Raw genomic sequence first — 19,862 nt, forward strand, 5'->3', positions numbered from 1 at the left:
ACCAACTGGGCCACACGGCTTGCCGTTGAACTGGCTTGCCTCAGCGAGGAAGGCGTATTCTACGCATTTCCTGGTGGTTGTCAAGGGCGTTGTTTTCGATGCAAACCTGACCACATCCAAAACCGCTGGCTTTCGTAAAAGCACTAACTACCTGACAAACCGAAGCTTTTACACTTCATTCACCGCTGGTAACGCTTGGCGTCCCCGGCAGCGGATGCGTACTTTACGGATTCGCTGACGGGTTGGCAAGGGCTTTTTGACAGAAAGTTCAAATAAGCGTCACACGAGCGTAACGTTTCTTACCAGCTTGAATAACATAGCTCTTACCTGTCGCCAGCATAGTGTCTTTGGCAACGACGTCGCCGTCGACTTTAACTCGGCCATTACCCAGCATGTCTTTGGCTTGGGCACTGTTATTCGCAAGCTCAGCTCTATTAAGCACTGCTGCAATAGGTGCTTGCTCACTGCCCTCAAAATCGACCGTGACTTCCGGCAGATCTTCTGGCAGCTCGCCATCAGCCAGTTGATTACCCGCTGACTTGTGCGCACTGGCGGCTGCTTCATCGCCGTGGTAGCGGGCAATTAGCTCACGGGCCAGCTCCATTTTGATATCCCGCGGGTTCGCGCCCTGCTCAACGCTCTGCTTGAGCGCGTCAATCTCTTCGTTCGATTTCAAAGAGAGCAGCTCAAAATAGCGCCACATCAAGCTATCCGGCATGGAGACCAGCTTATTGAACATGGAGCCCGGCGCTTCATCGACACCAATGTAGTTGCCCAGGGACTTCGACATCTTCTGCACGCCGTCTAACCCTTCCAACAGCGGCATGGTAATGACCACCTGGGGCTCCTGGCCGAAGTGTTTTTGAATTTCGCGCCCCATCAGCAGGTTGAACTTCTGGTCAGTGCCGCCCAGCTCCACGTCCGCCTCAAGCGCTACCGAGTCGTAGCCCTGTACCAGCGGGTAGAGAAATTCGTGAATGGCAATGGACTGATTGGCTTTATAGCGCTTTTCAAAGTCATCCCGTTCCAGCATACGGGCGACGGTGCTTTGGGCAGCCAGCTCAATCATTTTGGCAGCGGAGAGCTCGCCAAACCATTCGGCGTTAAAACGTACCTCGGTCTTTTCAGGGTCGAGGATTTTAAACACTTGCTCTTTATAGGTTTCGGCGTTGGCTTTCACATCCTCTTCAGTGAGCGGTTTGCGCGTCACGTTCTTACCGGTAGGGTCACCAATACGCCCGGTAAAGTCACCGATCAAAAAGATAACCGTGTGCCCCAAATCCTGAAACTGGCGCATTTTGGTCAGCAATACGCTGTGCCCCAGGTGTAAGTCAGGGGCCGTGGGATCAAAACCCGCTTTGATACGCAGTTTGCGGCCTGAAGCCAGCTTCTGTTTTAGCTCATCCTCTACCAGGATTTCATGCGTACCCCGCGACAGCAGCGCTAAAGCCTGATCCACCTCACTCATTGCCTCTCTCCACTATAAAGAACCGCCCTTACCGGGCTCAGGTGATAAATAGCCGACGATGTTACCATGCTCGCTCGCCTTGGTTGAGCCTTGGTTTCGCTCTCACCCTGGTTTAGTCTCAGCCCAGCTTTGTACGAGTTCGCTTATGAAAACGCCTACCGCTACGCCGCTTTACTATATTGGCCTGATGTCCGGCACTAGTCTGGACGGTATCGATGCAGCACTTATCGCCATCGAAGGTGATTCGCCGCCGCACCTGTTGGCAACCCATGCCGAACCGATGCCGGACGAGCTTCATCGCCTACTGTTTAAACTGTGCCATGCAGAGCAGGTCAGTTTTGCGCAGCTCGCAGCAGCGGAACACGCGTTCTGCCAATGCCAGGCCCAAGCCGTGCAGCACTTATTAGCACCCCTTTCAGTGGGTATAGAACAGATCAGTGCTATCGGCAGTCACGGCCAAACCATTGAGCATGCCCCCGCAGGCCACGGCGACGGCCCGGCGTATACACTGCAGTTGGATAATCCAAGCTTGCTGGCAGAACTCACCGGCTGCACGGTGGTCGCCGATTTTCGTCGCAGAGACTTAGCCGCAGGAGGTCAAGCTGCACCGCTGGCACCAGCGTTTCATCAGGCGCTATTTGGGCGAGCAGATGCGCATCAGCTGGTGCTTAATTTAGGCGGCTTTGCCAACTTCACTTGGCTTTCTAGCCAGCCAAGCGACCCCGTGATCGGTTTCGATACCGGGCCCGCAAATGTTTTATTGGATGGCTGGTTTGCCTTGCATCAGGGCGGTCGCTTTGATCAAGATGGCGCCTGGGCCGCTAGCGGCAAGGTAGATGAAGCGCTGTTAGCTCGGTTGTTATCAGAACCGTTTTTCCAGCAGCCGCCGCCGAGAAGTACGGGGCGTGAGCTTTTCCACCTGGCTTGGCTCCGCCAACATCTCAGCGGCCAGGAATCCGCCGCCGATGTTCAGGCGACGTTGGCCGAACTCACTGCCGTCAGTGTTGCTCAAGGCATTGAGCAACTGCAGATCAGTGACGGTTCACTAACGCTGATCACCGCTGGTGGCGGCGCTCACAACGGCTACTTAATGCAGCGCCTTGCCTATCATCTCCCGCGCGCAACGCTCACTTCGCCAGCGGCGTACGGCTGGCCTGAAGACTGGATTGAAGCGGGCGCCTTTGCCTGGTTGGCGCACCAGCGTCTGCACCACCTGCCAGGCAACTTGCCCTCAGTCACCGGCGCGCAGGGCCCCCGGGTATTGGGCGGAATCTATGCCCCCTAATACTCATTGTTTGAATACGCCCCTAGACCTCAAAGAAAAGCAGTGGGTACGTCACAAGGCTTAGGCTTTTATACGAAAAGTCGGCGAGCGAAGGTCAGGCAAGGCAAAAAAACGGCGAAAAAGCGGAGTTTACGGAGTGTAAATGAGCATTTTGATCGGACTCGCGCACGAGCCGTTATTTAACACAGCATGGCCGAGCGCAGGCAGTTTTCGTACAAAGCCTAAATTATTCATCTTTTGCGGCGAGAGTGCCTTTAGCCTGAGCCTGGGCTTCCTCTATGCTTACAACGCCCTCATTGACTAACCGAGACAGCGCGGCATCCAGCGTTTGCATACCCAGGCTACCACCGGTTTGAATGGCTGAGTACATCTGTGCCACTTTGTCTTCGCGGATCAAGTTGCGCACTGCAGAAGTGGCCATGAGGATTTCGTGGGCCGCTACGCGCCCGCCGCCCTGACGTTTAAGCAGCGATTGCGACACCACTGCCTGGAGCGATTCCGAAAGCATGGAGCGCACCATGGCTTTCTCTTCGCTGGGAAAAACATCGATGATCCGGTCGATTGTCTTGACGGCAGAGGTGGTATGCAGCGTTCCCAGCACCAGATGACCGGTTTCAGCAGCGGTCAGTGCTAAGCGGATAGTCTCCAGATCACGCAGCTCGCCGACCAGAATCACATCCGGGTCTTCACGCAGCGCGCTACGCAACGCATCGGCAAAGCTATGGGTGTCGCGATGCACTTCGCGTTGGTTAATCAAACAGCGCTTGCTAACGTGGACAAACTCGACGGGGTCTTCAATGGTGAGAATGTGCTCGTAACGATGATCGTTAATGTAATCGATCATGGCGGCCAGCGTGGTGCTTTTGCCCGACCCCGTTGGCCCAGTCACCAGCACCAGTCCCCGCGGTAACATCGCCAGGCGCTCGAACACCTCACCGAGCCCAAGGGTTTGTATGGAAAGTACTTGATTGGGAATGGTGCGAAACACCGCCCCCGCCCCGCGAGCTTGCGTAAAGGCGTTAACACGAAAGCGGGCGATCCCCGGCACTTCAAAGGAAAAATCAATTTCCAGGTGCTCTTCGTAGTCGCGCCGCTGACGATCATTCATGATGGCGTAGATCAATTTACGAACATCGTTATTATCGATAGCGGGCACATTGAGCCGACGAATATCGCCATCAACACGTATCATGGGCGGCAAACCGGCCGAAAGGTGCAAGTCAGAGGCATTCTGCTTTGCCGAGAATGCTAGCAGTTCGGTAATATCCATCTCTCTTCCCAGCTGCGGTAAGGTGCTTGAGTATGACAGACATCGCGCTTAACGAGTCACTCGGCCATTCATACGCTCAGGCGCTTGAACGCCTGCATAATGCATTAGAAAACGCGGGGCGCGCCCAGGGTGCAGCCAAGCTACTGGCCGTCAGCAAAACCAAGCCTGCGGCGATGATTCGTCAGGTTTGGCAGTTGGGTCAGCGTGAATTTGGTGAAAACTATTTGCAAGAAGCGCTGGAAAAGCAGGCCGAACTTACTGATCTTGACGGCATTGTATGGCATTTCATTGGCCCCCTGCAGTCCAACAAAACCCGCTCTGTGGCCGAGCACTTTGACTGGGTACACAGCGTCGATCGGCTAAAAATTGCCAAACGCCTTAACGAGCAGCGCCCAACGCACCTTGCGCCGCTCAATATCTGCCTGCAGATTAATATCAGCCGAGAAGAGAGCAAAGCTGGTGTGCTGCCCGAGGAGTTAGAGGAATTGGCCAAAGAAGTCGCCACGCTGCCTAATCTGCGCCTGCGCGGTTTAATGGCGATCCCCGCTCCAACAGAGGATATAAGTGCTCAGCGCCAGCCTTTGGCAGCACTACGCGAAGCTTTTACCGCCTTACAAAGCAGCTTGCCAGACGCGCCCCTTGATACGCTCTCGATGGGCATGAGCGACGATTTAGAAGCAGCGGTGCTGGAAGGCGCCACGCTGGTGCGTTTGGGCACTGCAATTTTCGGCGCTCGCCCATCGGCTTAGACGAAAAGTAGCCCACTTTTTTACGTAGAACACTTTTACTTAAGGGACACCTACCATGGCGAATAAGATTACCTTCATTGGGGCCGGCAATATGGCCAGCGCCATTATCGGCGGCCTAATCGACAGCGGCGTCGCGCCTTCTACTATTACCGCCACCGCGCCGAATGACAGCGAACTGACATCGATTAAACAACGCTTAGGCATCAATACAGACACCGACAACAATGCGGCGGTGGCTGAGGCCGATGTGGTGGTACTCGCGGTGAAGCCGCAAATCATGCGCAACGTATGCGAAGCGTTGCGCGACAGCGTTCAGCGCCAGCAGCCGTTGGTCATCTCGATTGCTGCCGGCCTGGATGCCGGCACGATCGACCAGTGGCTAGGCGGCCAGAATGCCATCGTACGCTGCATGCCCAATACGCCCTCGCTGGTCGGTTATGGCGCCAGCGGCCTCTATGCCAATGCCAACGTCAGCGATGCCCAGCGTGACGTGGCCACCCAGTTAATGGAAGCGGTCGGCATTGTGGAGTGGGTGGAAGAAGAAGCCCTGTTAGACGCAGTCACCGCTGTTTCTGGTAGCGCCCCGGCCTACTTCTTTCTGATGTTCGAAGCCATGGAAGAAGCCGCGGTTAAACTCGGCCTACCTGCCGCTACCGCGCGCCGCCTGGCTATTCAAACCGCGCTGGGTGCCGCCACCATGGCGCAGCAGAGTGATAAAGACCCGGCCACGCTGAAACAGAACGTTATGTCGCCGGGCGGCACCACCGAACGTGCCATTCAACATATGGAAGAGGCACAATTGCGCACCACGATTGCCGACGCCATGCAGGCCTGCGCCGACCGCGCCCAGGCAATGGCCAAGGAACTAAGCGGCAGCTAATGCAGCCATTCGGCTAACACAGCCTAAGCTACCGGATCATCAAGGAGACATAATAATGGGCAATGAATTGGGCAGTGCAGGGTTAATGCTGGTAAATACCCTCATCAATATTTACCTCTTTTTACTCATGCTGCGCTTCCTGCTGCAAGCGTCGCGGGCGGATTACTACAACCCGTTAAGCCAATCGGTGGTCAAAATCACCCAGCCGGTAGTGGGGCTATTTCAAGGCTTTTTAGGCCCTGTGGCTGGCCGCTTCGACCTCGCCACCTTAGCAGCAGGCTTTGTATTGAAAGTGGCTAGCATCATCGCCATTTTTATGGTGATTGGCGTTGGCATGCCACCCATTGCTGGACTGCTGATTGCCGGTGCGGCCGCCTTGGCGAATGCAATTTTAAAAATCTACTTCTTCGCCCTGATTGTGATGATTATTTTGAGCTGGGTAGCGCCCAACGCCAGCCATCCAGGTGCGCTGCTGGTTATGCAGTTGGTAGAGCCGATTATGGCCCCGGTACGCAAAGTGATTCCTCCGCTGGGCATGATCGATCTATCGCCTATCGTGGTGTTTATCGCCATTAACCTGATCGATGGTTTGGTGGTCGGCGCCCTGATTCGTGCGGCGGGCATTTCCGGCGCGCTGGTCGGGCTGTGATGGCAACTGCCATCTCCGTATTCTTAGCAAGGAAGCCTCTGATTAACGTAATGAGTGCAGGCCAGACAAGGCAAAAATCAACGAAAAAGCGGAATTTACAGGTTGTAAATGAGCATTTTGAGGCGATTTTTAACGCCGTATGGGCAAGCGCAATAGTTAATCAGAGGTTTACAGGATCTACTTCAGTCGCCCTCTTTCAGCAGGACTAGCGCCTTCAATGCCTGACTCAGATACGCTTGCATTTGCAGACCGACCGGCGGGCTCCGTCGGCGTGGTCACCCCGCACGTGGCACGCTTCGACACGCCGCTCGCTCTCGCCTGCGGCAAAGTGCTGCCTGCCTACGAGCTGATTTACGAAACCTACGGCACATTGAATGCCGATCGCAGTAACGCGGTACTGATTTGCCACGCGCTCTCGGGTCACCACCACGCCGCGGGCTACCACAGCGAAGAAGACCGCAAGCCCGGCTGGTGGGATGCCCATATTGGCCCCGGCAAAGCGATCGACACCAACCGTTTTTTTGTTGTGTCGCTTAATAACCTTGGGGGCTGCCATGGCAGCACCGGGCCGGTCAGTCATAACCCCGACACCGGTCGACAATGGGGGCCTGAGTTCCCCATGGTCACGGTGAGCGATTGGGTAGCTAGCCAGGCGCGGCTTGCCGACCACCTGGGGATTGAGCGCTGGGCCGCCGCGGTGGGCGGCAGCTTGGGCGGCATGCAGGTGATGCAGTGGACAATGACCTACCCGGAACGGGTGGCTAATGCGGTGGTGATTGCCGCCACGCCACGGCTCTCGGCGCAAAATATCGCTTTCAACGAAGTAGCCCGTCAGGCGATTCGCTCTGATCCGGAGTTTTTTGACGGCTGGTATGCCGAGCACGACACCGTACCCAAACGCGGGCTTAAGCTCGCGCGCATGGTGGGCCATATCACCTATCTGTCCGAAGACGCCATGGGCAGCAAGTTTGGCCGCGATTTGCGTAGCGACGACCTTAACTTCGGCTTTGACGTTGAGTTCCAGGTGGAGTCCTACTTGCGCTATCAGGGCGATACCTTCTCCACCGCCTTTGATGCCAATACTTACCTGCTGATGACCAAAGCGCTGGACTACTTTGACCCATCCGCCACCCAAGGGGGCGACTTAGCCAAAGCCCTGGCCCCAGCGCAGTGCCCGTTTTTGATTGTTAGCTTTACCACCGACTGGCGCTTTCCGCCCTCGCGCTCCCGCGAGCTGGTCGATGCGCTCATTCGTGCGGGCAAAGCGGTTAGCTACGCCAACATCGACTCGCCCCATGGGCACGATGCCTTCTTACTCTCAGAGCCGCGCTACGACGCCATCTTCAGCGCCTTTATGAACCGCGCTGCCGGCGAACTTAGCCTCGCCGAAGCGGGTACAGATGAAGCAAGCGAAGATGCAAAGAGCTCAGAGGAAACGCCATGATGCGCGCCGATCTTGAACTGATTTATGACTGGGTGCCCGAAGGAGCGCACGTGCTCGACCTCGCCTGTGGCGACGGCGAGCTGCTGGAGACCCTGGCGAACAATAAAGGCGTGACCGGCTATGGCTTAGAGATCGACCATGACGGCATTAATGCCTGCGTCGCCCGGGGCGTCAGCGTGATTGAGCACAACCTGGATGACGGTTTAAGCAGCTTCTGCGATAACAGTTATGACCAGGTGATTATGACCCAGGCGCTGCAGGCGCTGCGCCGTCCGGACAGGATGCTCGATGAAATGCTGCGTGTCGCCGAAGAGGGCATCATCACTTTCCCCAACTTCGCCTACTGGCGTCACCGTGTTCATTTGGGTCTGCGCGGCTATATGCCGGTATCCAAATCGCTGCCCCACGCCTGGTACGACACGCCCAATATCCATCTCTCAACGTTCAACGACTTTGAGCATCTGTGCCGCGAGAAGGGCTTGATGATTGTTGATCGCGCGGTGGGCGTGGGGGATCATCAAGGTCACTGGAAATCGCGGCTATGGCCCAATCTATTTGGTGAAATTGCCATTTTCCGCGTTCGTCGCCGCTAGATATTCATCGCTCTTAAACGCAACCCAAGGAGCCACGCCATGTTACGCAGATTAATGATGAGTGCCGCCCTTGTCGGCATGCTCTTCGCCGCCGCTGGGGCCCACGCTGAGCAGTTCGTCAGCGTGGGTGATTACGAGATTCACTACAGCGCGGTGAACAGCAGCTTTTTGACCCCGGAAGTGGCCCAAGCGAACAATCTCCAGCGCAGCGCCAACCGCGGCCTGGTCAATGTGAGCGTGCGCGAACGCCAGGAGGATGGCAGTACCCGCCCCGTTAACGCCAGCGTACAGGGCCACGTAAGCGGCTTGACGGGCGCTCAGGAGTCGCTCAGCTTTCGCACCGTGCACGACGGCGATGCCACCTACCACCTGGCGCCTTTTACCCTACTCGACGATGAGAACATGCGCTTTGAGCTAAGCGTGCGCTACGACCGCAACGCCGCCCCCGAACCGGTGAACTTTATTCAGCGTTTTTATATTGATCGCTAAGTCGTACCTAGAAACATATAAATTAGCATCCAAAGCGCCGAGGGTTGGTGTAAGCAAGGGTCTTTCGCCATGGATGGCGAAAGTAGCGCCCAAGGAAGGGTTCACAGCGCCCTTGCGTCACCTGCCCTCGGCAAGCTCATGCCACTTTAAAGCCGTACAGGCAGGCTGCGGGTTAACCGCACTCCAATGGGGCGCTCTTGCTCCCGCACCACCTCAATACCATAGGCCAGCACTTCCACCCCGCTGGCCGAGACCTCCGCTAGGGCTGCCGCATAAGTCGCGTCGATATGGGCTGCGGCGGCCACATCGGCAATACCTTCGTGGGCGACACAAAACAGCAGCACCGCCCGTTCGCCCTGCTCTGCCAGCACTCGCAGCGAATGCAGATGCTTGGTACCGCGCACACTTACCGAGTCCGGAAAGTAGCCGTGGCCGTCCTGCTCTTTGAGGGTGACCTGCTTCACCTCGATATACGCCCGCCCCCGCTCTGGGTCATCCAGCCTAAAATCGAGGCGGGCGTCGGCCACTTTCACCTCCCGGCGCAGAGTGGCGTAGCCTGCCAACGGTGCCAAAGCCCCCGCCTCCAGCGCCGCTTCCACGATGCGGTTAGCGCGGCCGGTATGCACCGAGGCGAGCGCCACCTGCCCATCCGCTTGCGGCAGCTCGATAAGCTCCCACGTCCAGGCAAGCTTGCGCTTGGGGTTATCGCTGGGTGACAGCCACACTCGGCACCCTGGCACGTTCACCGCCTTCATCGAGCCGGTATTGGGGCAGTGGGCGACGACTTCGCGACCATCATCCAAACGCACATCGGCGAGAAAGCGCTTATAACGCTTGATCAGCGTGCCCGGCACCAGCGCCGGATAAGTCAGCATCACAGCCTGCCCACAAAGCGTGCAATCCGAGCCACCGCCTCTTCCAGCCGAGCCACATCATTGGTGAACGCAATGCGCACATGGTGTTCGCCGCCACGTACGGCAAAATCAATACCCGGGGTAATCGCCACGTTCTCCTCCTGCAATAAGCGCTCGCAGAAGGCCTGGCTATCGCGGCTGTAGCGGGAGATATCCAACCACAAATAAAACGCCCCCTGGGGCGGGAGATCCGGTGCCAACCCCAAGCCTGCAAGGCCCTCCAGCAGCACTTGGCGGCGCTCTTTCAGGGTTTCACGGCGCTGTTCAAGAACACCACGACACTCGGGCGTAAACGCCGCCAGGGCGGCATGCTGCGAAGGCGTCGGCGCGGCCAGAAACATGTTCTGCGCCAGCCGCGTTAATGGCTCCACTGCATGCTCTGGCGCCACCAGCCAGCCCAGGCGCCAGCCGGTCATACCAAAATATTTTGAGAAGCTGTTGACCACAAAGGCGTTGGCGGAGAGCGAGGTCGCTGAGAGCGGTGCATCGTCGTAGTTGAGGCCCTGGTAGATCTCATCGACGATGACCTCGCCTTCGCGCTCAGCGACCGCTGCCAGCACTGCAGAGAGCTGTTGCGCGCTCAACGTGTGGCCGGTAGGGTTAGAGGGCGACGCCAACATCGCCAGGCTTGTGTCCTCATGCCAATGCTGGGCGACCAGGGCAGCGTCCAACTGCCAGCCGCTATCTCGCCCCACGGATACCGCATCAATCTCAGCGCCAGCTAGCGCCATAAAGTGACGATTGCAGGGGTAGTTAGGGTCAGCCATCAGCACCCGCGAGCCGGTTTCGACTAATAACTGGCTGGCCAGCAGCAGCGCCCCCGACGCCCCGGGCGTTACCAAAATACGCGCAGGATCCACCGTAGCGTTAAAGTGCTCGGCGTAATGTCCGGCGATCGCCTCGCGCAGTGCGGGCAGCCCAGCCGCTGGGGTGTAGCGGGTATGGCCACTGGCCAACGCCTGCTGCCCGGCAGCGATAATTGGCTCGGGGGTAGCAAAATCCGGCTCGCCTACTTCCAGGTGAATCACATCGTGGCCGGCGGCTTCCCGCGCCTGGGCCATTTCCAGCAAACGCATGACCCGAAAAGGGGCAACGTGATCGACACGCGAATTCCAGGCCATAACGGCTCCTTCATCTAATCATTTTTGAAACTGGACAAATATTGAAAAACTAACTAAAACATGGCGCTAGTCATATTCAAGGCCAAACATTCATCGAAAGCTCACCATTATGCTTGCAACCCAGTCATTTTTCAGCTAAACAAGCATCCCTTTGGCGTGAGATCGTGACAATCGCTCATGGTCGATCAGTAGTCACATATGTAAGGGGCAGTCCCATGCCAGTAGCAGAAAAGAAACCGGAAGCGTCCAAGTCCTTCACACCGTATGAGCCAGCGCCGGGTGAAGAGTATATGAACGAGCAGCAGCTAGCGCACTTCCGTCAGCTGCTGCTGGATTGGAAACAGGATCTCATGGAAGAGGTGGATCGTACCGTACGCCACCTGCAGGAAGATGCGAACAACTACGCCGACCCCGCCGACCGTGCTACCCAGGAAGAGGGCTTTAGCCTGGAACTGCGTACCCGGGATCGCGAGCGTAAGCTGCTCAAGAAAATTAACGAGACGCTAGATAACATCGATGATGATGATTATGGCTTCTGCGAAGCCTGCGGCGTTGAAATCGGCATTCGTCGTTTAGAAGCTCGCCCCACCGCCACCCTTTGTGTGGATTGCAAAACCCTGGCGGAACTCAAAGAGAAACAGCTAGGCGGCTGAGCACTAAAAGACCGTGCTACTCGAACGCGGGCACCTTAGGGTGCCCGTTTTTGTGAATGGCTTTTTGTAAATAACCAGCCCCTCTCAACAATGACGCTACCATGATTGATTTTGCTCGCTACCGGGGGCGCTTTGCCCCTACGCCCTCTGGCCCGCTGCACTTTGGCTCTTTGGTCGCCGCCTTAGGCAGCTATTTAGATGCCCGCGCGGCCGATGGGCAGTGGCTGGTGCGCATTGAAGATATCGACCCACCGCGCTGCCCTGAAGGTGCGGCGAGCACTATTCTTCGCCAGCTGGAAACCTTCGGGCTGGAGTGGGACGAAGCGGTAATGTGGCAGCACACTCGCGGCGATGCTTACCAACAGGCGCTTGACCAGCTTGTCCAACTCGGCTTGGCCTATCCCTGCAGCTGTTCGCGCAAGCAGTGGCAGGCGTTTGATATCTACCCCGGCTGGTGCCGCGATGGCGTTTGCGATGCGAATAAACCGGTGGCCTGGCGGCTGCGCAGCGACCGTGGCGAACGCCCTATCCGCTGGCAAGACCGGCTGTTCGGCGAGCAGCAGTTTGACCCGGCTGAACTAGGCGATGTGGTATTAAAGCGCAAAGATGACCTATGGGCGTATCAGCTCGCCGTGGTAGTGGATGACGCCGAGCAGCAGATTACCGATGTGGTACGCGGGCTCGATTTGCTCGATAACACCCCTTGGCAGCGCCAATTGCAGAGCGCACTTCAGCTACCGCAGCCGCGTTACCTGCATCTGCCACTCATTGTGACCGCTGAAGGGCAAAAGCTCTCCAAGCAAAACCTGGCCCCGGCCCTGGCAGAAGACGAGCAGAAAGTGCGCCAGCAGCTCTTTCAGGCGCTGGAAGCGCTTGATCAAGCGCCGCCACAAGAACTGGCCTCAGAGCCCTCCGCGACTCAGCTACACTGGGCGGTAGCGAACTGGTCGTTGGCACGTTTAAACCCAACGGCACACCGTTTAAATCCCTCTTCACCTCCAGTAGGAGATTGATATGTATGTCTATCGCATCATGCTGTTTTTGGTGTTTGGCGGCTACCTGCTCTCTCCGCTGCTGATGAATGGCTGGAGCGACCCTGAGGCCGCCTGGTACCGACCGTTTGCGATTTGGGGCGGATTGATTGCGTTAACTCTCTGGCTGGAGCAGAAGAGAAAGCTTGATGAACGTTGAGATGCACGTTGAGATAGTCGGCGTCCTACTGCTTGGGCTGGGTTACCTGGCACTGCTGTTTGGCTGCGGTTTTGCGGTAGAGCGCGGCTGGGTGCCGGTGCGTATTACCCGCCACCCGATTGTTTACACCCTTGCCCTGGGTGTTTATGCCAGCGCCTGGGCGATTTACGGCAGCGTGGAAATGGCTGCCCACGCGGGGTTTGGCTTCCTCGCCTACTACCTAGGCGCAGCGGGCGCCTTCTTGCTCGCCCCTGTGCTACTGGTGCCCATCCAGCGCATCACCCGCACCTATCAACTAACGTCATTGGCGGATCTGTTTGCCTTTCGCTTTCGCTCTCGTTGGGCGGGTACGCTGGTCACCATCGTCAGTCTACTGGCGGTGCTGCCACTGCTCGGCATTCAAGTCCAAACCCTGGGCGAAGCCATCAATATCATCACCGCCAGCCAAGCGGGAGGTAGCGTTGCGCTACTTTTTTGCGCCGTAATTGCCGCCTTTGCGGTTATTTTCGGTGCCCGCCACAGCCAGTCTCACGGCCGCCACGACACTCTGCTTAGCGCCATTGCGTTTGAATCCATTGTTAAACTGCTGGCCATGCTGGGGCTCGGCGTGGTGGCACTATGGATGGTGTTTGACGGCCCAGGCGACCTGCAGCTGTGGCTGGAGGGCCCTGGCGCTCTCCTCCAACAACAGACACCCAAACTTGACCCGGCCCAGTGGCGAACCCTCCTGCTGCTGTTTTTTGCGGCGGCGTTTATGATGCCGCATCTGTTTCATATCAGTTTTTCAGAAAGTCTATCCCGGCATACCCTGCTACAAGCGAGCTGGGCGCTGCCGCTTTTCCTGCTATTAATGGCGCTACCCGTGCCGTTGATTTGGTGGGCCGCGCAGTCGGTCAATCCCGACATACCCATCGCCGCCTATGCCGCCTACCTAATGACCGAGCACTGGTGGGTAGGGGCACTGGCGTTTATCGGCGGGCTAGCCGCCGCCAGCGGCACCATGATTATGATTGCACTGGCGCTTTCCGGCATGGTGCTTAATCATATTGTACTGGTAGCGAGGCCCCCGGAAGCGCGCAGTGATCTTTACGGCTGGCTGCTGTGGCTGCGCCGTGGGCTAGTGGTCGCTGTGATTATCAGCGGCTGGGTGTTTTACCAGTGGGTAGGTCGCCATCATGGGCTTATCGGTTTGGGATTAGCCGCATTTGTGGGGATGGCCCAGTGCCTGCCTGGCATGCTGGCGCTGCTCTACTGGCCGGGCGCTAACCGTAAAGGCATGATTATTGGCCTCATCGCAGGCGTCGGCGTATGGCTATGGGGGCTATGGCTGCCGCTCATGCTCTCGCTACCCGTACTGACGCTGCCCTTTACCCCACTTACCGACGCTGGTGCGCCGGTTTGGTACAACGTCACGCTGCTCTCGTTAGCGGTCAATATCCTGTTGTTGATTGTGATATCGCTGTTTACGCGTATTTCTGAAGGTGAGCAGTCCGCCGCGGAAGCGTGCTCCGTCGATGCCGTTATCCGCTCCAAGCGCTTTCCACTGGAAGCCGCCACGGCGAGCGATTTTTCGACTCACTTAGCCCATGCCCTCGGCGATGAGGCGGCTAGCCGTGAAGTGAATCGGGCATTGCAAGCACTCAACTTAACGCCTCAGGAGCGCCGTCCCTACGCGCTGCGTCGCTTGCGTGACCGTATTCAGGCCAATCTCTCGGGCCTAATGGGCCCATCGGTGGCACGGGATATTGTTGATCGCTATCTACCCTACCGCCACGACGACACCCCTGAAACCGACGATATTCACTTTGTTGAAAGTCGCCTGGAAGCCTACCGTTCGCGGTTAACGGGGCTAGCCCGGGAACTCGACGGCTTGCGCCGCCACCACCGCCAAACCCTGGCCTATCTGCCTGTGGGGCTGTGCGTGCTAGGCGATGACGATGAACTACTAATGTGGAATCAGGCGCTCTCTCAACTCTCGGGTATTAGCGGTGAAAGCGTGATCGGTTCACGCCGCGACAGCCTACCTGCCCCCTGGCCCGGCCTACTCGGTGGCGTGCTGGAAACCACGTCAACACCGCTCTACAAACAGGCGGTCACGCTGCACGGTAAAGACTATTTTTTGACCCTGCACAAAGCGATTCTCAGCGGTAGTGACAGCCGTGGCGGCAGCGTTATTCTGATTGAAGACCATACCGAAATGAAGTGGTTAGAAGATGAGTTGGTGCATGCAGCACGCCTTGCCTCCATCGGCCAGTTAGCCGCTGGGGTCGCCCACGAAATTGGCAACCCGATTACCGGCATCTCGTCGCTGGCGCAAAACCTTCGCTACGACACCAACGACCCCGCCCTGCTGGAGACCGCCGACCAAATCCAGCAGCTAACCCAGCGGGTCACCAAAATCGTTAACTCACTGGTTGGTTTTGCCCATGGGGGACGCCAATCGGTACCGCTCCCTGCCTCACCTGTGGCACTTGCATCCATTAGCGAAGATGCACTGCACTTGATCCACCTCGCCCGCTCGGGAGAGGATGTTACCTTAACCAATGAAACGCCTGACGACGTGGTGGTGCGCGGCGATGCCCAGCGATTAACGCAAGTGATGGTCAACCTGCTGAGCAATGCCCGGGATGCCTGCGGCAAGGGGGGAGAAGTTCACATGACCGCAGGGCGCCACGAGCAGCTTGCCTGGTGGCGGATAACCGATAACGGTCAGGGCATCGATCCGCGAGTTCGCGAGCACCTATTCGAGCCCTTTACCACCACCAAACCCGCTGGCGAGGGCACCGGTCTGGGCCTTTCATTGGCCTACCAGATTATCAATGAGCACCAGGGTAAAATAGACGTGGCTTCGCCACCCCCCGGACAGCCTCGCGGCACGGCCATTACGTTATGGCTGCCGCTTTACCAACAGGATGATCAGCCAACCCATGCCCAGGATTCTGATTGTTGAAGATGAAGCGATTATTCGCAGCGCGCTAAAGCGCCTTCTGGAACGCCACGACTATACGGTCAGCGAAGCAGGCAGCGCTGAGGAGGCCAGCCAGCTTGAGCTCGCAGGGTTCGACCTCATCATCAGCGACCTGCGTCTGCCGGGCGAACCGGGCACCTCGCTGATCACCGCCGCAGCCCCCGTGCCGGTATTGATCATGACCAGCTACGCCAGCATGCGCTCTGCGGTGGAAGCGCTCAAACAGGGGGCCGTGGACTACGTTGCCAAGCCCTTTGACCACGCGGAGCTATTGGAGACCGTTGAGCGGATCCTGCACAAGCAGTCGATGCAGCAGAGTCCGCCCCCGGATATCACCGATGCAGGCGGCAGCCGGCAAACCATGATCGGCAACTGCGTTGCCATGCAGCAGGTCTACACCCGTATTAGTAAAACCGCCCCGGCCGATGTCACCGTATTGATTCTTGGCGAGTCAGGTACCGGCAAGGAGCTGGTGGCACGCGCCATTCACCAGCAGAGCAAGCGCGCCAAGGCACCGTTGATCTGCGTCAACTGCGCGGCGATTCCTGAAACGCTGATCGAGTCAGAGCTGTTTGGCCATGAGAAAGGCGCTTTTACCGGCGCCAGCGCTGCGCGCACCGGGTTAGTCGAAGCCGCTGATGGCGGTACGCTATTTTTGGATGAGATTGGTGAACTACCGCTGGATGCCCAGGCGCGTCTGCTGCGCGTTCTTCAAGAGGGTGAAATTCGTAAAATTGGCTCGGTGGAAACCCGCCACGTCAATGTCCGCCTGATTGCGGCCACCCATCGTGACCTGCGAGCACTGTCAAAAACCGGCGAATTCCGCCTTGATCTTTACTACCGGCTGAACGTGATGCAGATCGAACTGCCGCCGCTACGCGAGCGCGAGGACGACGTGCTTGAGATCGCCGACATTCTGCTCGACAAGGCGTGTAAGCGCCACGAACGCACGGGCCTGCGTTTGTCCCGCGCAGCCCGCCAGGATCTGCGCGACTACCCTTGGCCGGGTAACGTTCGCGAGCTGGAAAATGCCCTTGAGCGCGGGGTGATTCTTGCCGAAGGGCATCTGATCCACCCGGATGACCTGGGCCTAGCGCCGACCACCCCACGCCCCCATCCGTCCTCTGGCGCGTCCAGCACACCTGCTGCCAGTGGTGGCGGTGATAAAAGTGCTGAAGAGAATGAAGATGATCTCTCTTTAGAAGATTATTTTCAGCACTTTGTCCTCGAACACCAAGACCAAATGAGTGAAACCGAATTGGCACAAAAACTGGGCATTAGCCGTAAAAACCTTTGGGAACGACGCCAGCGGCTTGGCATACCGCGCAAAAAAACCGCCCGGCGCCCAGGTTAAGCACCTGGGCATTGCTATCCACTCGCGCCTCCACACCACCCCTACGACCATCGTCTAATATACTGATTTAAATAAGAAATATTCTGCCTTTCGCTACCCAGGTACTGTTACCTTCCCACACAACGCCGCGCACAAACGGGCGCGAAAGGGGTAACACTTCTCGCGCCGTAAAGTTCCGCAGCGACTTAAAAAACTCCAACCTTCTGAAATTTATAATTTATTAAATAGGTGGCACAGGGTCTGCAGTATTACTGGGTAAGAAAAACAAACTGGGCATAGCGCCAGGTCACCAACAAAAACAACATGACCTCGCCACAACCTGAGCCACAACAAAAACAACAGGGCCAGGTAGAGATAACGGTACTAACAAGAACAACAGGCTTGAATCTCATTACTTGCTTGCGCAGGCAACACAGGCGCAGCGAACAACAACAAAAGTTAGCAAGTGGCCCGAAAGGACGCGACGTACAATGTGACTTGGCATCCTAACAACAACAATAGCTGTCAGTGTGTACACCCCGGCGCCAATAATAATACCCCGGGGGGAGAAAAGTTCGCGGTTGGATTATTGTTTTGAATACGAGGCGGTCGGAACCATCGTGATCCTTACGCCTACCGACTGCGGTGCGTATTCAGGGCGATGTGCCATCATGAAGAAAAATAGCAGCACGGACGCTGATTAATTGCTTGATAGGGGAGGCTCTTTTAGCCTCCCCTTTCCGTGTTTGGAGCCTGGGTTTAAAACCTGTGTTAGCCCCCGCCAGCGTCAAGTGCTTTGCAAGCCGCTACTTTGCAAGCCATGAAGGGTCGGCTACACTCAGCCACTCGTGGTTTATGTTCAGTACTCGTTTGAAGTGTTTTCTAACGACTATTTTTACGACCATTTTTTCGTACCTGCGAGTTGAAATCGTCGCATGTTTAAAGGATTTACCCGTTTCCTACACAGCCCGGGGGAGCAATTGAAAACCTTGCTTGATCCCCAAGAGAGCACCACCAGCGCCCTCACTCCGCGCAACATCCCTCGGTCAGAGCACCCTGTTTCTCGCCAGCATATTAGCGATGCCGCGTTAAAAGTGCTTTATCGCCTTAGCGGCGCGGGTTTCGACGCCTATTTGGTGGGCGGTTGCATTCGTGATGCGCTGCTGGGCAAGATGCCCAAAGATTTTGATGTCGCCACCAACGCCACTCCAGAGCAGGTTCGCGATCTATTTCGTAACTCGCGCCTGATCGGCCGCCGTTTTCGGATTGTCCATGTGCGCTTTGGCCGCGAGGTCATTGAGGTCACCACCTTCCGTGGCAAACCCCAAGACGAGCATGGCGACCACATTGCCCACCAGTCCGATGAAGGGTTACTGCTGCGCGACAATGTATGGGGCAATATCGAAGAAGACGCGCTGCGCCGCGACTTTACCGTTAATGCGCTCTACTACAATATCGCCGACTTCAGCATCACTGATTTTGCCAATGGTGCCGAGGATATTAAGACCCGCACCCTGCGCCTGATTGGCGACCCGGCGACACGCTACCGCGAAGACCCGGTACGGATGCTGCGGGCGGTGCGCTTTGCGGCTAAGCTCGACTTCACGCTAGACCCCGCCACCGAAGCACCGATGTACGATCAGGCACCGCTGCTGCTGCAGATTCCACCAGCACGGCTATTCGATGAAGTCCTCAAGCTGTTTATGTCGGGCCACGGTTTGGTCACCTTCCGGCTACTCAGCCACTACGGCCTGTTCGGCATGCTGTTCCCCGAGGCCGAAGAAGCCATGGCCGATGCCGCCTGGGCCGAAGAGCTGATTGAGCAGGCGCTGACCAACACCGATAAACGTATTGCCGAAGAGCGCCCCGTCACCCCGGCCTTCCTGCTGGCAGCGTTTTTATGGGCCCCGGTCAAGCATCGCCAGGAAGCGCTGGAGCAAGAGGGCATGCCGCCCATTCCGGCGCTTCAAGCAGCCGCTCAGCAGGTGGTCTCCCGTCAGTTAGAGTTCACATCGATTCCCAAGCGCTTTGGCATCCCGATGCGGGAAATTTGGGAATTACAGCAGCGCCTACCCCAGCGGCGCGGTAAAAAGGCCTTTCAAACCCGCGAACATTCGCGTTTCAGAGCGGGCTATGACCTGCTGCTGCTGCGCGAACAGGCGGGCGAGATACCCAGTGGTTTAGGCGAATGGTGGACGGCGTTTCAGCGCGGCGATGAGCACGAACAGCGTCGCCTGCTGCAAAAAGTTGGCGGCGACCCCGCCAGCCAGGGCGATCGTCGCCGCAAACGGCGCCGTAAGCCGAGCGCGCCAGAGTAGTGGGAACTCCTCCCCAGCTCGCCTATATTGGCTTGGGTAGCAATCTAGAGTCGCCTATCGAGCAGGTTCGCGAGGCCCTCAACGAGCTGGCAATGCTACCGCTAAGTCGATTAGTGGCAGCATCATCGCTTTACGCCAGCCGCCCGGTGGGGCCGCAGGATCAGCCGGACTTTATCAACGCGGTGGCCGCGCTGGAGACACGGCTCTCGCCGCTGGCGCTACTCGACCAGCTTCAGGCGTTAGAGCAGCAGCATCGCCGCCGCCGCCAGCGCCACTGGGGGCCCCGCACGCTCGATCTTGACCTGCTGCTCTACGCCAATGAGCACATCAACTCGCCGCGTTTACGCGTACCGCACCCGCAAATGACTGCCCGGGCCTTTGTACTGCTCCCCCTCGCAGAGATCGCCCCCTCTCTAGACCTTCTCCAACAGCCGCTATCCACCTGGCTTGAACGTGTTGAGAACCAAGGCTTGGAACGCTTATCTAACGCCTAATGTGCGGCTAACGCTACCATTTGACACAAATCTCGACACCGAC

At 57.4% G+C, this 19,862-nt stretch carries 18 protein-coding genes; 14 read left to right on the top strand and 4 right to left on the bottom strand.

The window, feature by feature from the left end; all coding sequences use genetic code 11:
• Positions 1-268: 268 nt before the first annotated feature.
• A complete protein-coding gene (tyrS, locus tag E0L35_RS21125) occupies positions 269-1,468 on the bottom strand; it encodes a tyrosine--tRNA ligase (RefSeq protein ID WP_009287950.1) in 1,200 nt (399 codons plus the stop codon).
• A gap of 145 nt (positions 1,469-1,613) precedes the next feature.
• On the opposite strand from tyrS, the gene E0L35_RS21130 reads away from it, so the two are divergent.
• The gene (locus tag E0L35_RS21130) at positions 1,614-2,753 is read left to right on the top strand and encodes an anhydro-N-acetylmuramic acid kinase (protein ID WP_138801350.1); all 1,140 of its coding nucleotides are present in this window, start codon (positions 1,614-1,616) and stop codon (positions 2,751-2,753) included.
• A 226-nt stretch (positions 2,754-2,979) separates the two neighbouring features.
• On the opposite strand, the gene E0L35_RS21135 is transcribed toward E0L35_RS21130, so the two are convergent.
• Complete coding sequence (locus E0L35_RS21135) at positions 2,980-4,023, bottom strand: type IV pilus twitching motility protein PilT (protein ID WP_138801351.1); 1,044 nt, start codon at positions 4,021-4,023, stop codon at positions 2,980-2,982.
• 32 nt (positions 4,024-4,055) lie between these two features.
• On the opposite strand from E0L35_RS21135, the gene E0L35_RS21140 reads away from it, so the two are divergent.
• From E0L35_RS21140 to E0L35_RS21170, 6 genes are all read left to right on the top strand, one after another.
• Complete coding sequence (locus E0L35_RS21140) at positions 4,056-4,772, top strand: YggS family pyridoxal phosphate-dependent enzyme (protein ID WP_138801352.1); 717 nt, start codon at positions 4,056-4,058, stop codon at positions 4,770-4,772.
• A gap of 55 nt (positions 4,773-4,827) precedes the next feature.
• The gene (gene proC, locus E0L35_RS21145; protein ID WP_009287946.1) at positions 4,828-5,652 is read left to right on the top strand and encodes a pyrroline-5-carboxylate reductase; all 825 of its coding nucleotides are present in this window, start codon (positions 4,828-4,830) and stop codon (positions 5,650-5,652) included.
• A 55-nt stretch (positions 5,653-5,707) separates the two neighbouring features.
• Complete coding sequence (locus E0L35_RS21150; protein WP_009287945.1) at positions 5,708-6,301, top strand: YggT family protein; 594 nt, start codon at positions 5,708-5,710, stop codon at positions 6,299-6,301.
• Between the two features lie 217 nt (positions 6,302-6,518).
• Positions 6,519-7,745 carry a homoserine O-acetyltransferase gene (locus tag E0L35_RS21160; RefSeq protein ID WP_138801354.1) on the top strand — a complete coding sequence of 409 codons (1,227 nt, stop codon included), beginning with the start codon at positions 6,519-6,521 and terminating at the stop codon, positions 7,743-7,745.
• On the top strand, positions 7,745-8,338 hold the full coding sequence (gene metW, locus E0L35_RS21165) for a methionine biosynthesis protein MetW (RefSeq protein ID WP_041159454.1): 594 nt from the start codon (positions 7,745-7,747) through the stop codon (positions 8,336-8,338). Before E0L35_RS21160 ends, metW begins: the two co-directional genes overlap by 1 nt.
• A 39-nt stretch (positions 8,339-8,377) precedes the next feature.
• Positions 8,378-8,827 carry a DUF4426 domain-containing protein gene (locus E0L35_RS21170; protein ID WP_022520688.1) on the top strand — a complete coding sequence of 150 codons (450 nt, stop codon included), beginning with the start codon at positions 8,378-8,380 and terminating at the stop codon, positions 8,825-8,827.
• Between the two features lie 146 nt (positions 8,828-8,973).
• Here the strand turns inward: E0L35_RS21170 and sfsA are convergent, their stop codons facing one another.
• Both sfsA and E0L35_RS21180 read right to left on the bottom strand, forming a co-directional pair.
• Positions 8,974-9,702, bottom strand: a complete 729-nt coding sequence (gene sfsA / locus E0L35_RS21175; protein WP_171051217.1) for a DNA/RNA nuclease SfsA — start codon at positions 9,700-9,702, stop codon at positions 8,974-8,976.
• Entirely contained in the window at positions 9,702-10,862 is a 1,161-nt protein-coding gene (locus tag E0L35_RS21180; protein WP_138801356.1) for an aminotransferase class I/II-fold pyridoxal phosphate-dependent enzyme, read from the bottom strand. The genes sfsA and E0L35_RS21180 overlap by 1 nt, the downstream gene beginning before the upstream one ends.
• A 215-nt stretch (positions 10,863-11,077) precedes the next feature.
• Between E0L35_RS21180 and dksA the strand changes: the two genes are divergently transcribed.
• The 7 genes from dksA (at position 11,078) to folK (ending at position 19,819) form a co-directional block, all read left to right on the top strand.
• The gene (gene dksA, locus E0L35_RS21185) at positions 11,078-11,515 is read left to right on the top strand and encodes an RNA polymerase-binding protein DksA (protein ID WP_007111809.1); all 438 of its coding nucleotides are present in this window, start codon (positions 11,078-11,080) and stop codon (positions 11,513-11,515) included.
• Positions 11,516-11,616: 101 nt separating this feature from the next.
• A complete protein-coding gene (gene gluQRS, locus E0L35_RS21190; RefSeq protein ID WP_138801357.1) occupies positions 11,617-12,528 on the top strand; it encodes a tRNA glutamyl-Q(34) synthetase GluQRS in 912 nt (303 codons plus the stop codon).
• Between the two features lies 1 nt (position 12,529).
• Entirely contained in the window at positions 12,530-12,706 is a 177-nt protein-coding gene (locus E0L35_RS26355) for a hypothetical protein (protein ID WP_007111811.1), read from the top strand.
• 1 nt (position 12,707) lies between these two features.
• Complete coding sequence (locus E0L35_RS21195; RefSeq protein WP_138801372.1) at positions 12,708-15,656, top strand: ATP-binding protein; 2,949 nt, start codon at positions 12,708-12,710, stop codon at positions 15,654-15,656.
• A complete protein-coding gene (locus E0L35_RS21200) occupies positions 15,634-17,028 on the top strand; it encodes a sigma-54 dependent transcriptional regulator (RefSeq protein ID WP_138801358.1) in 1,395 nt (464 codons plus the stop codon). Before E0L35_RS21195 ends, E0L35_RS21200 begins: the two co-directional genes overlap by 23 nt.
• Before the next feature lie 914 nt (positions 17,029-17,942).
• Positions 17,943-19,325: a polynucleotide adenylyltransferase PcnB gene (gene pcnB / locus E0L35_RS21205; RefSeq protein ID WP_009287938.1), complete on the top strand. Its 1,383-nt coding sequence runs from the start codon at positions 17,943-17,945 to the stop codon at positions 19,323-19,325.
• Positions 19,325-19,819: a 2-amino-4-hydroxy-6-hydroxymethyldihydropteridine diphosphokinase gene (gene folK / locus E0L35_RS21210; RefSeq protein WP_138801359.1), complete on the top strand. Its 495-nt coding sequence runs from the start codon at positions 19,325-19,327 to the stop codon at positions 19,817-19,819. The genes pcnB and folK overlap by 1 nt, the downstream gene beginning before the upstream one ends.
• Positions 19,820-19,862: the final 43 nt, after the last annotated feature.

It is taken from the genome of Halomonas sp. ATBC28 (assembly GCF_005937175.1).
GTDB lineage: Bacteria > Pseudomonadota > Gammaproteobacteria > Pseudomonadales > Halomonadaceae > Vreelandella > Vreelandella titanicae.

What these genes read in the sequence shown, in the direction of transcription:
- tyrS (WP_009287950.1), bottom strand. Translation starts at nt 1,468, where the DNA reads ATGAGTGAGGTGGATCAGGCTTTAGCGCTGCTGTCGCGGGGTACGCAT.
- E0L35_RS21130 (WP_138801350.1), top strand. Translation starts at nt 1,614, where the DNA reads ATGAAAACGCCTACCGCTACGCCGCTTTACTATATTGGCCTGATGTCC.
- E0L35_RS21135 (WP_138801351.1), bottom strand. Translation starts at nt 4,023, where the DNA reads ATGGATATTACCGAACTGCTAGCATTCTCGGCAAAGCAGAATGCCTCT.
- E0L35_RS21140 (WP_138801352.1), top strand. Translation starts at nt 4,056, where the DNA reads ATGACAGACATCGCGCTTAACGAGTCACTCGGCCATTCATACGCTCAG.
- proC (WP_009287946.1), top strand. Translation starts at nt 4,828, where the DNA reads ATGGCGAATAAGATTACCTTCATTGGGGCCGGCAATATGGCCAGCGCC.
- E0L35_RS21150 (WP_009287945.1), top strand. Translation starts at nt 5,708, where the DNA reads ATGGGCAATGAATTGGGCAGTGCAGGGTTAATGCTGGTAAATACCCTC.
- E0L35_RS21160 (WP_138801354.1), top strand. Translation starts at nt 6,519, where the DNA reads ATGCCTGACTCAGATACGCTTGCATTTGCAGACCGACCGGCGGGCTCC.
- metW (WP_041159454.1), top strand. Translation starts at nt 7,745, where the DNA reads ATGCGCGCCGATCTTGAACTGATTTATGACTGGGTGCCCGAAGGAGCG.
- E0L35_RS21170 (WP_022520688.1), top strand. Translation starts at nt 8,378, where the DNA reads ATGTTACGCAGATTAATGATGAGTGCCGCCCTTGTCGGCATGCTCTTC.
- sfsA (WP_171051217.1), bottom strand. Translation starts at nt 9,702, where the DNA reads ATGCTGACTTATCCGGCGCTGGTGCCGGGCACGCTGATCAAGCGTTAT.
- E0L35_RS21180 (WP_138801356.1), bottom strand. Translation starts at nt 10,862, where the DNA reads ATGGCCTGGAATTCGCGTGTCGATCACGTTGCCCCTTTTCGGGTCATG.
- dksA (WP_007111809.1), top strand. Translation starts at nt 11,078, where the DNA reads ATGCCAGTAGCAGAAAAGAAACCGGAAGCGTCCAAGTCCTTCACACCG.
- gluQRS (WP_138801357.1), top strand. Translation starts at nt 11,617, where the DNA reads ATGATTGATTTTGCTCGCTACCGGGGGCGCTTTGCCCCTACGCCCTCT.
- E0L35_RS26355 (WP_007111811.1), top strand. Translation starts at nt 12,530, where the DNA reads ATGTATGTCTATCGCATCATGCTGTTTTTGGTGTTTGGCGGCTACCTG.
- E0L35_RS21195 (WP_138801372.1), top strand. Translation starts at nt 12,708, where the DNA reads ATGCACGTTGAGATAGTCGGCGTCCTACTGCTTGGGCTGGGTTACCTG.
- E0L35_RS21200 (WP_138801358.1), top strand. Translation starts at nt 15,634, where the DNA reads ATGCCCAGGATTCTGATTGTTGAAGATGAAGCGATTATTCGCAGCGCG.
- pcnB (WP_009287938.1), top strand. Translation starts at nt 17,943, where the DNA reads ATGTTTAAAGGATTTACCCGTTTCCTACACAGCCCGGGGGAGCAATTG.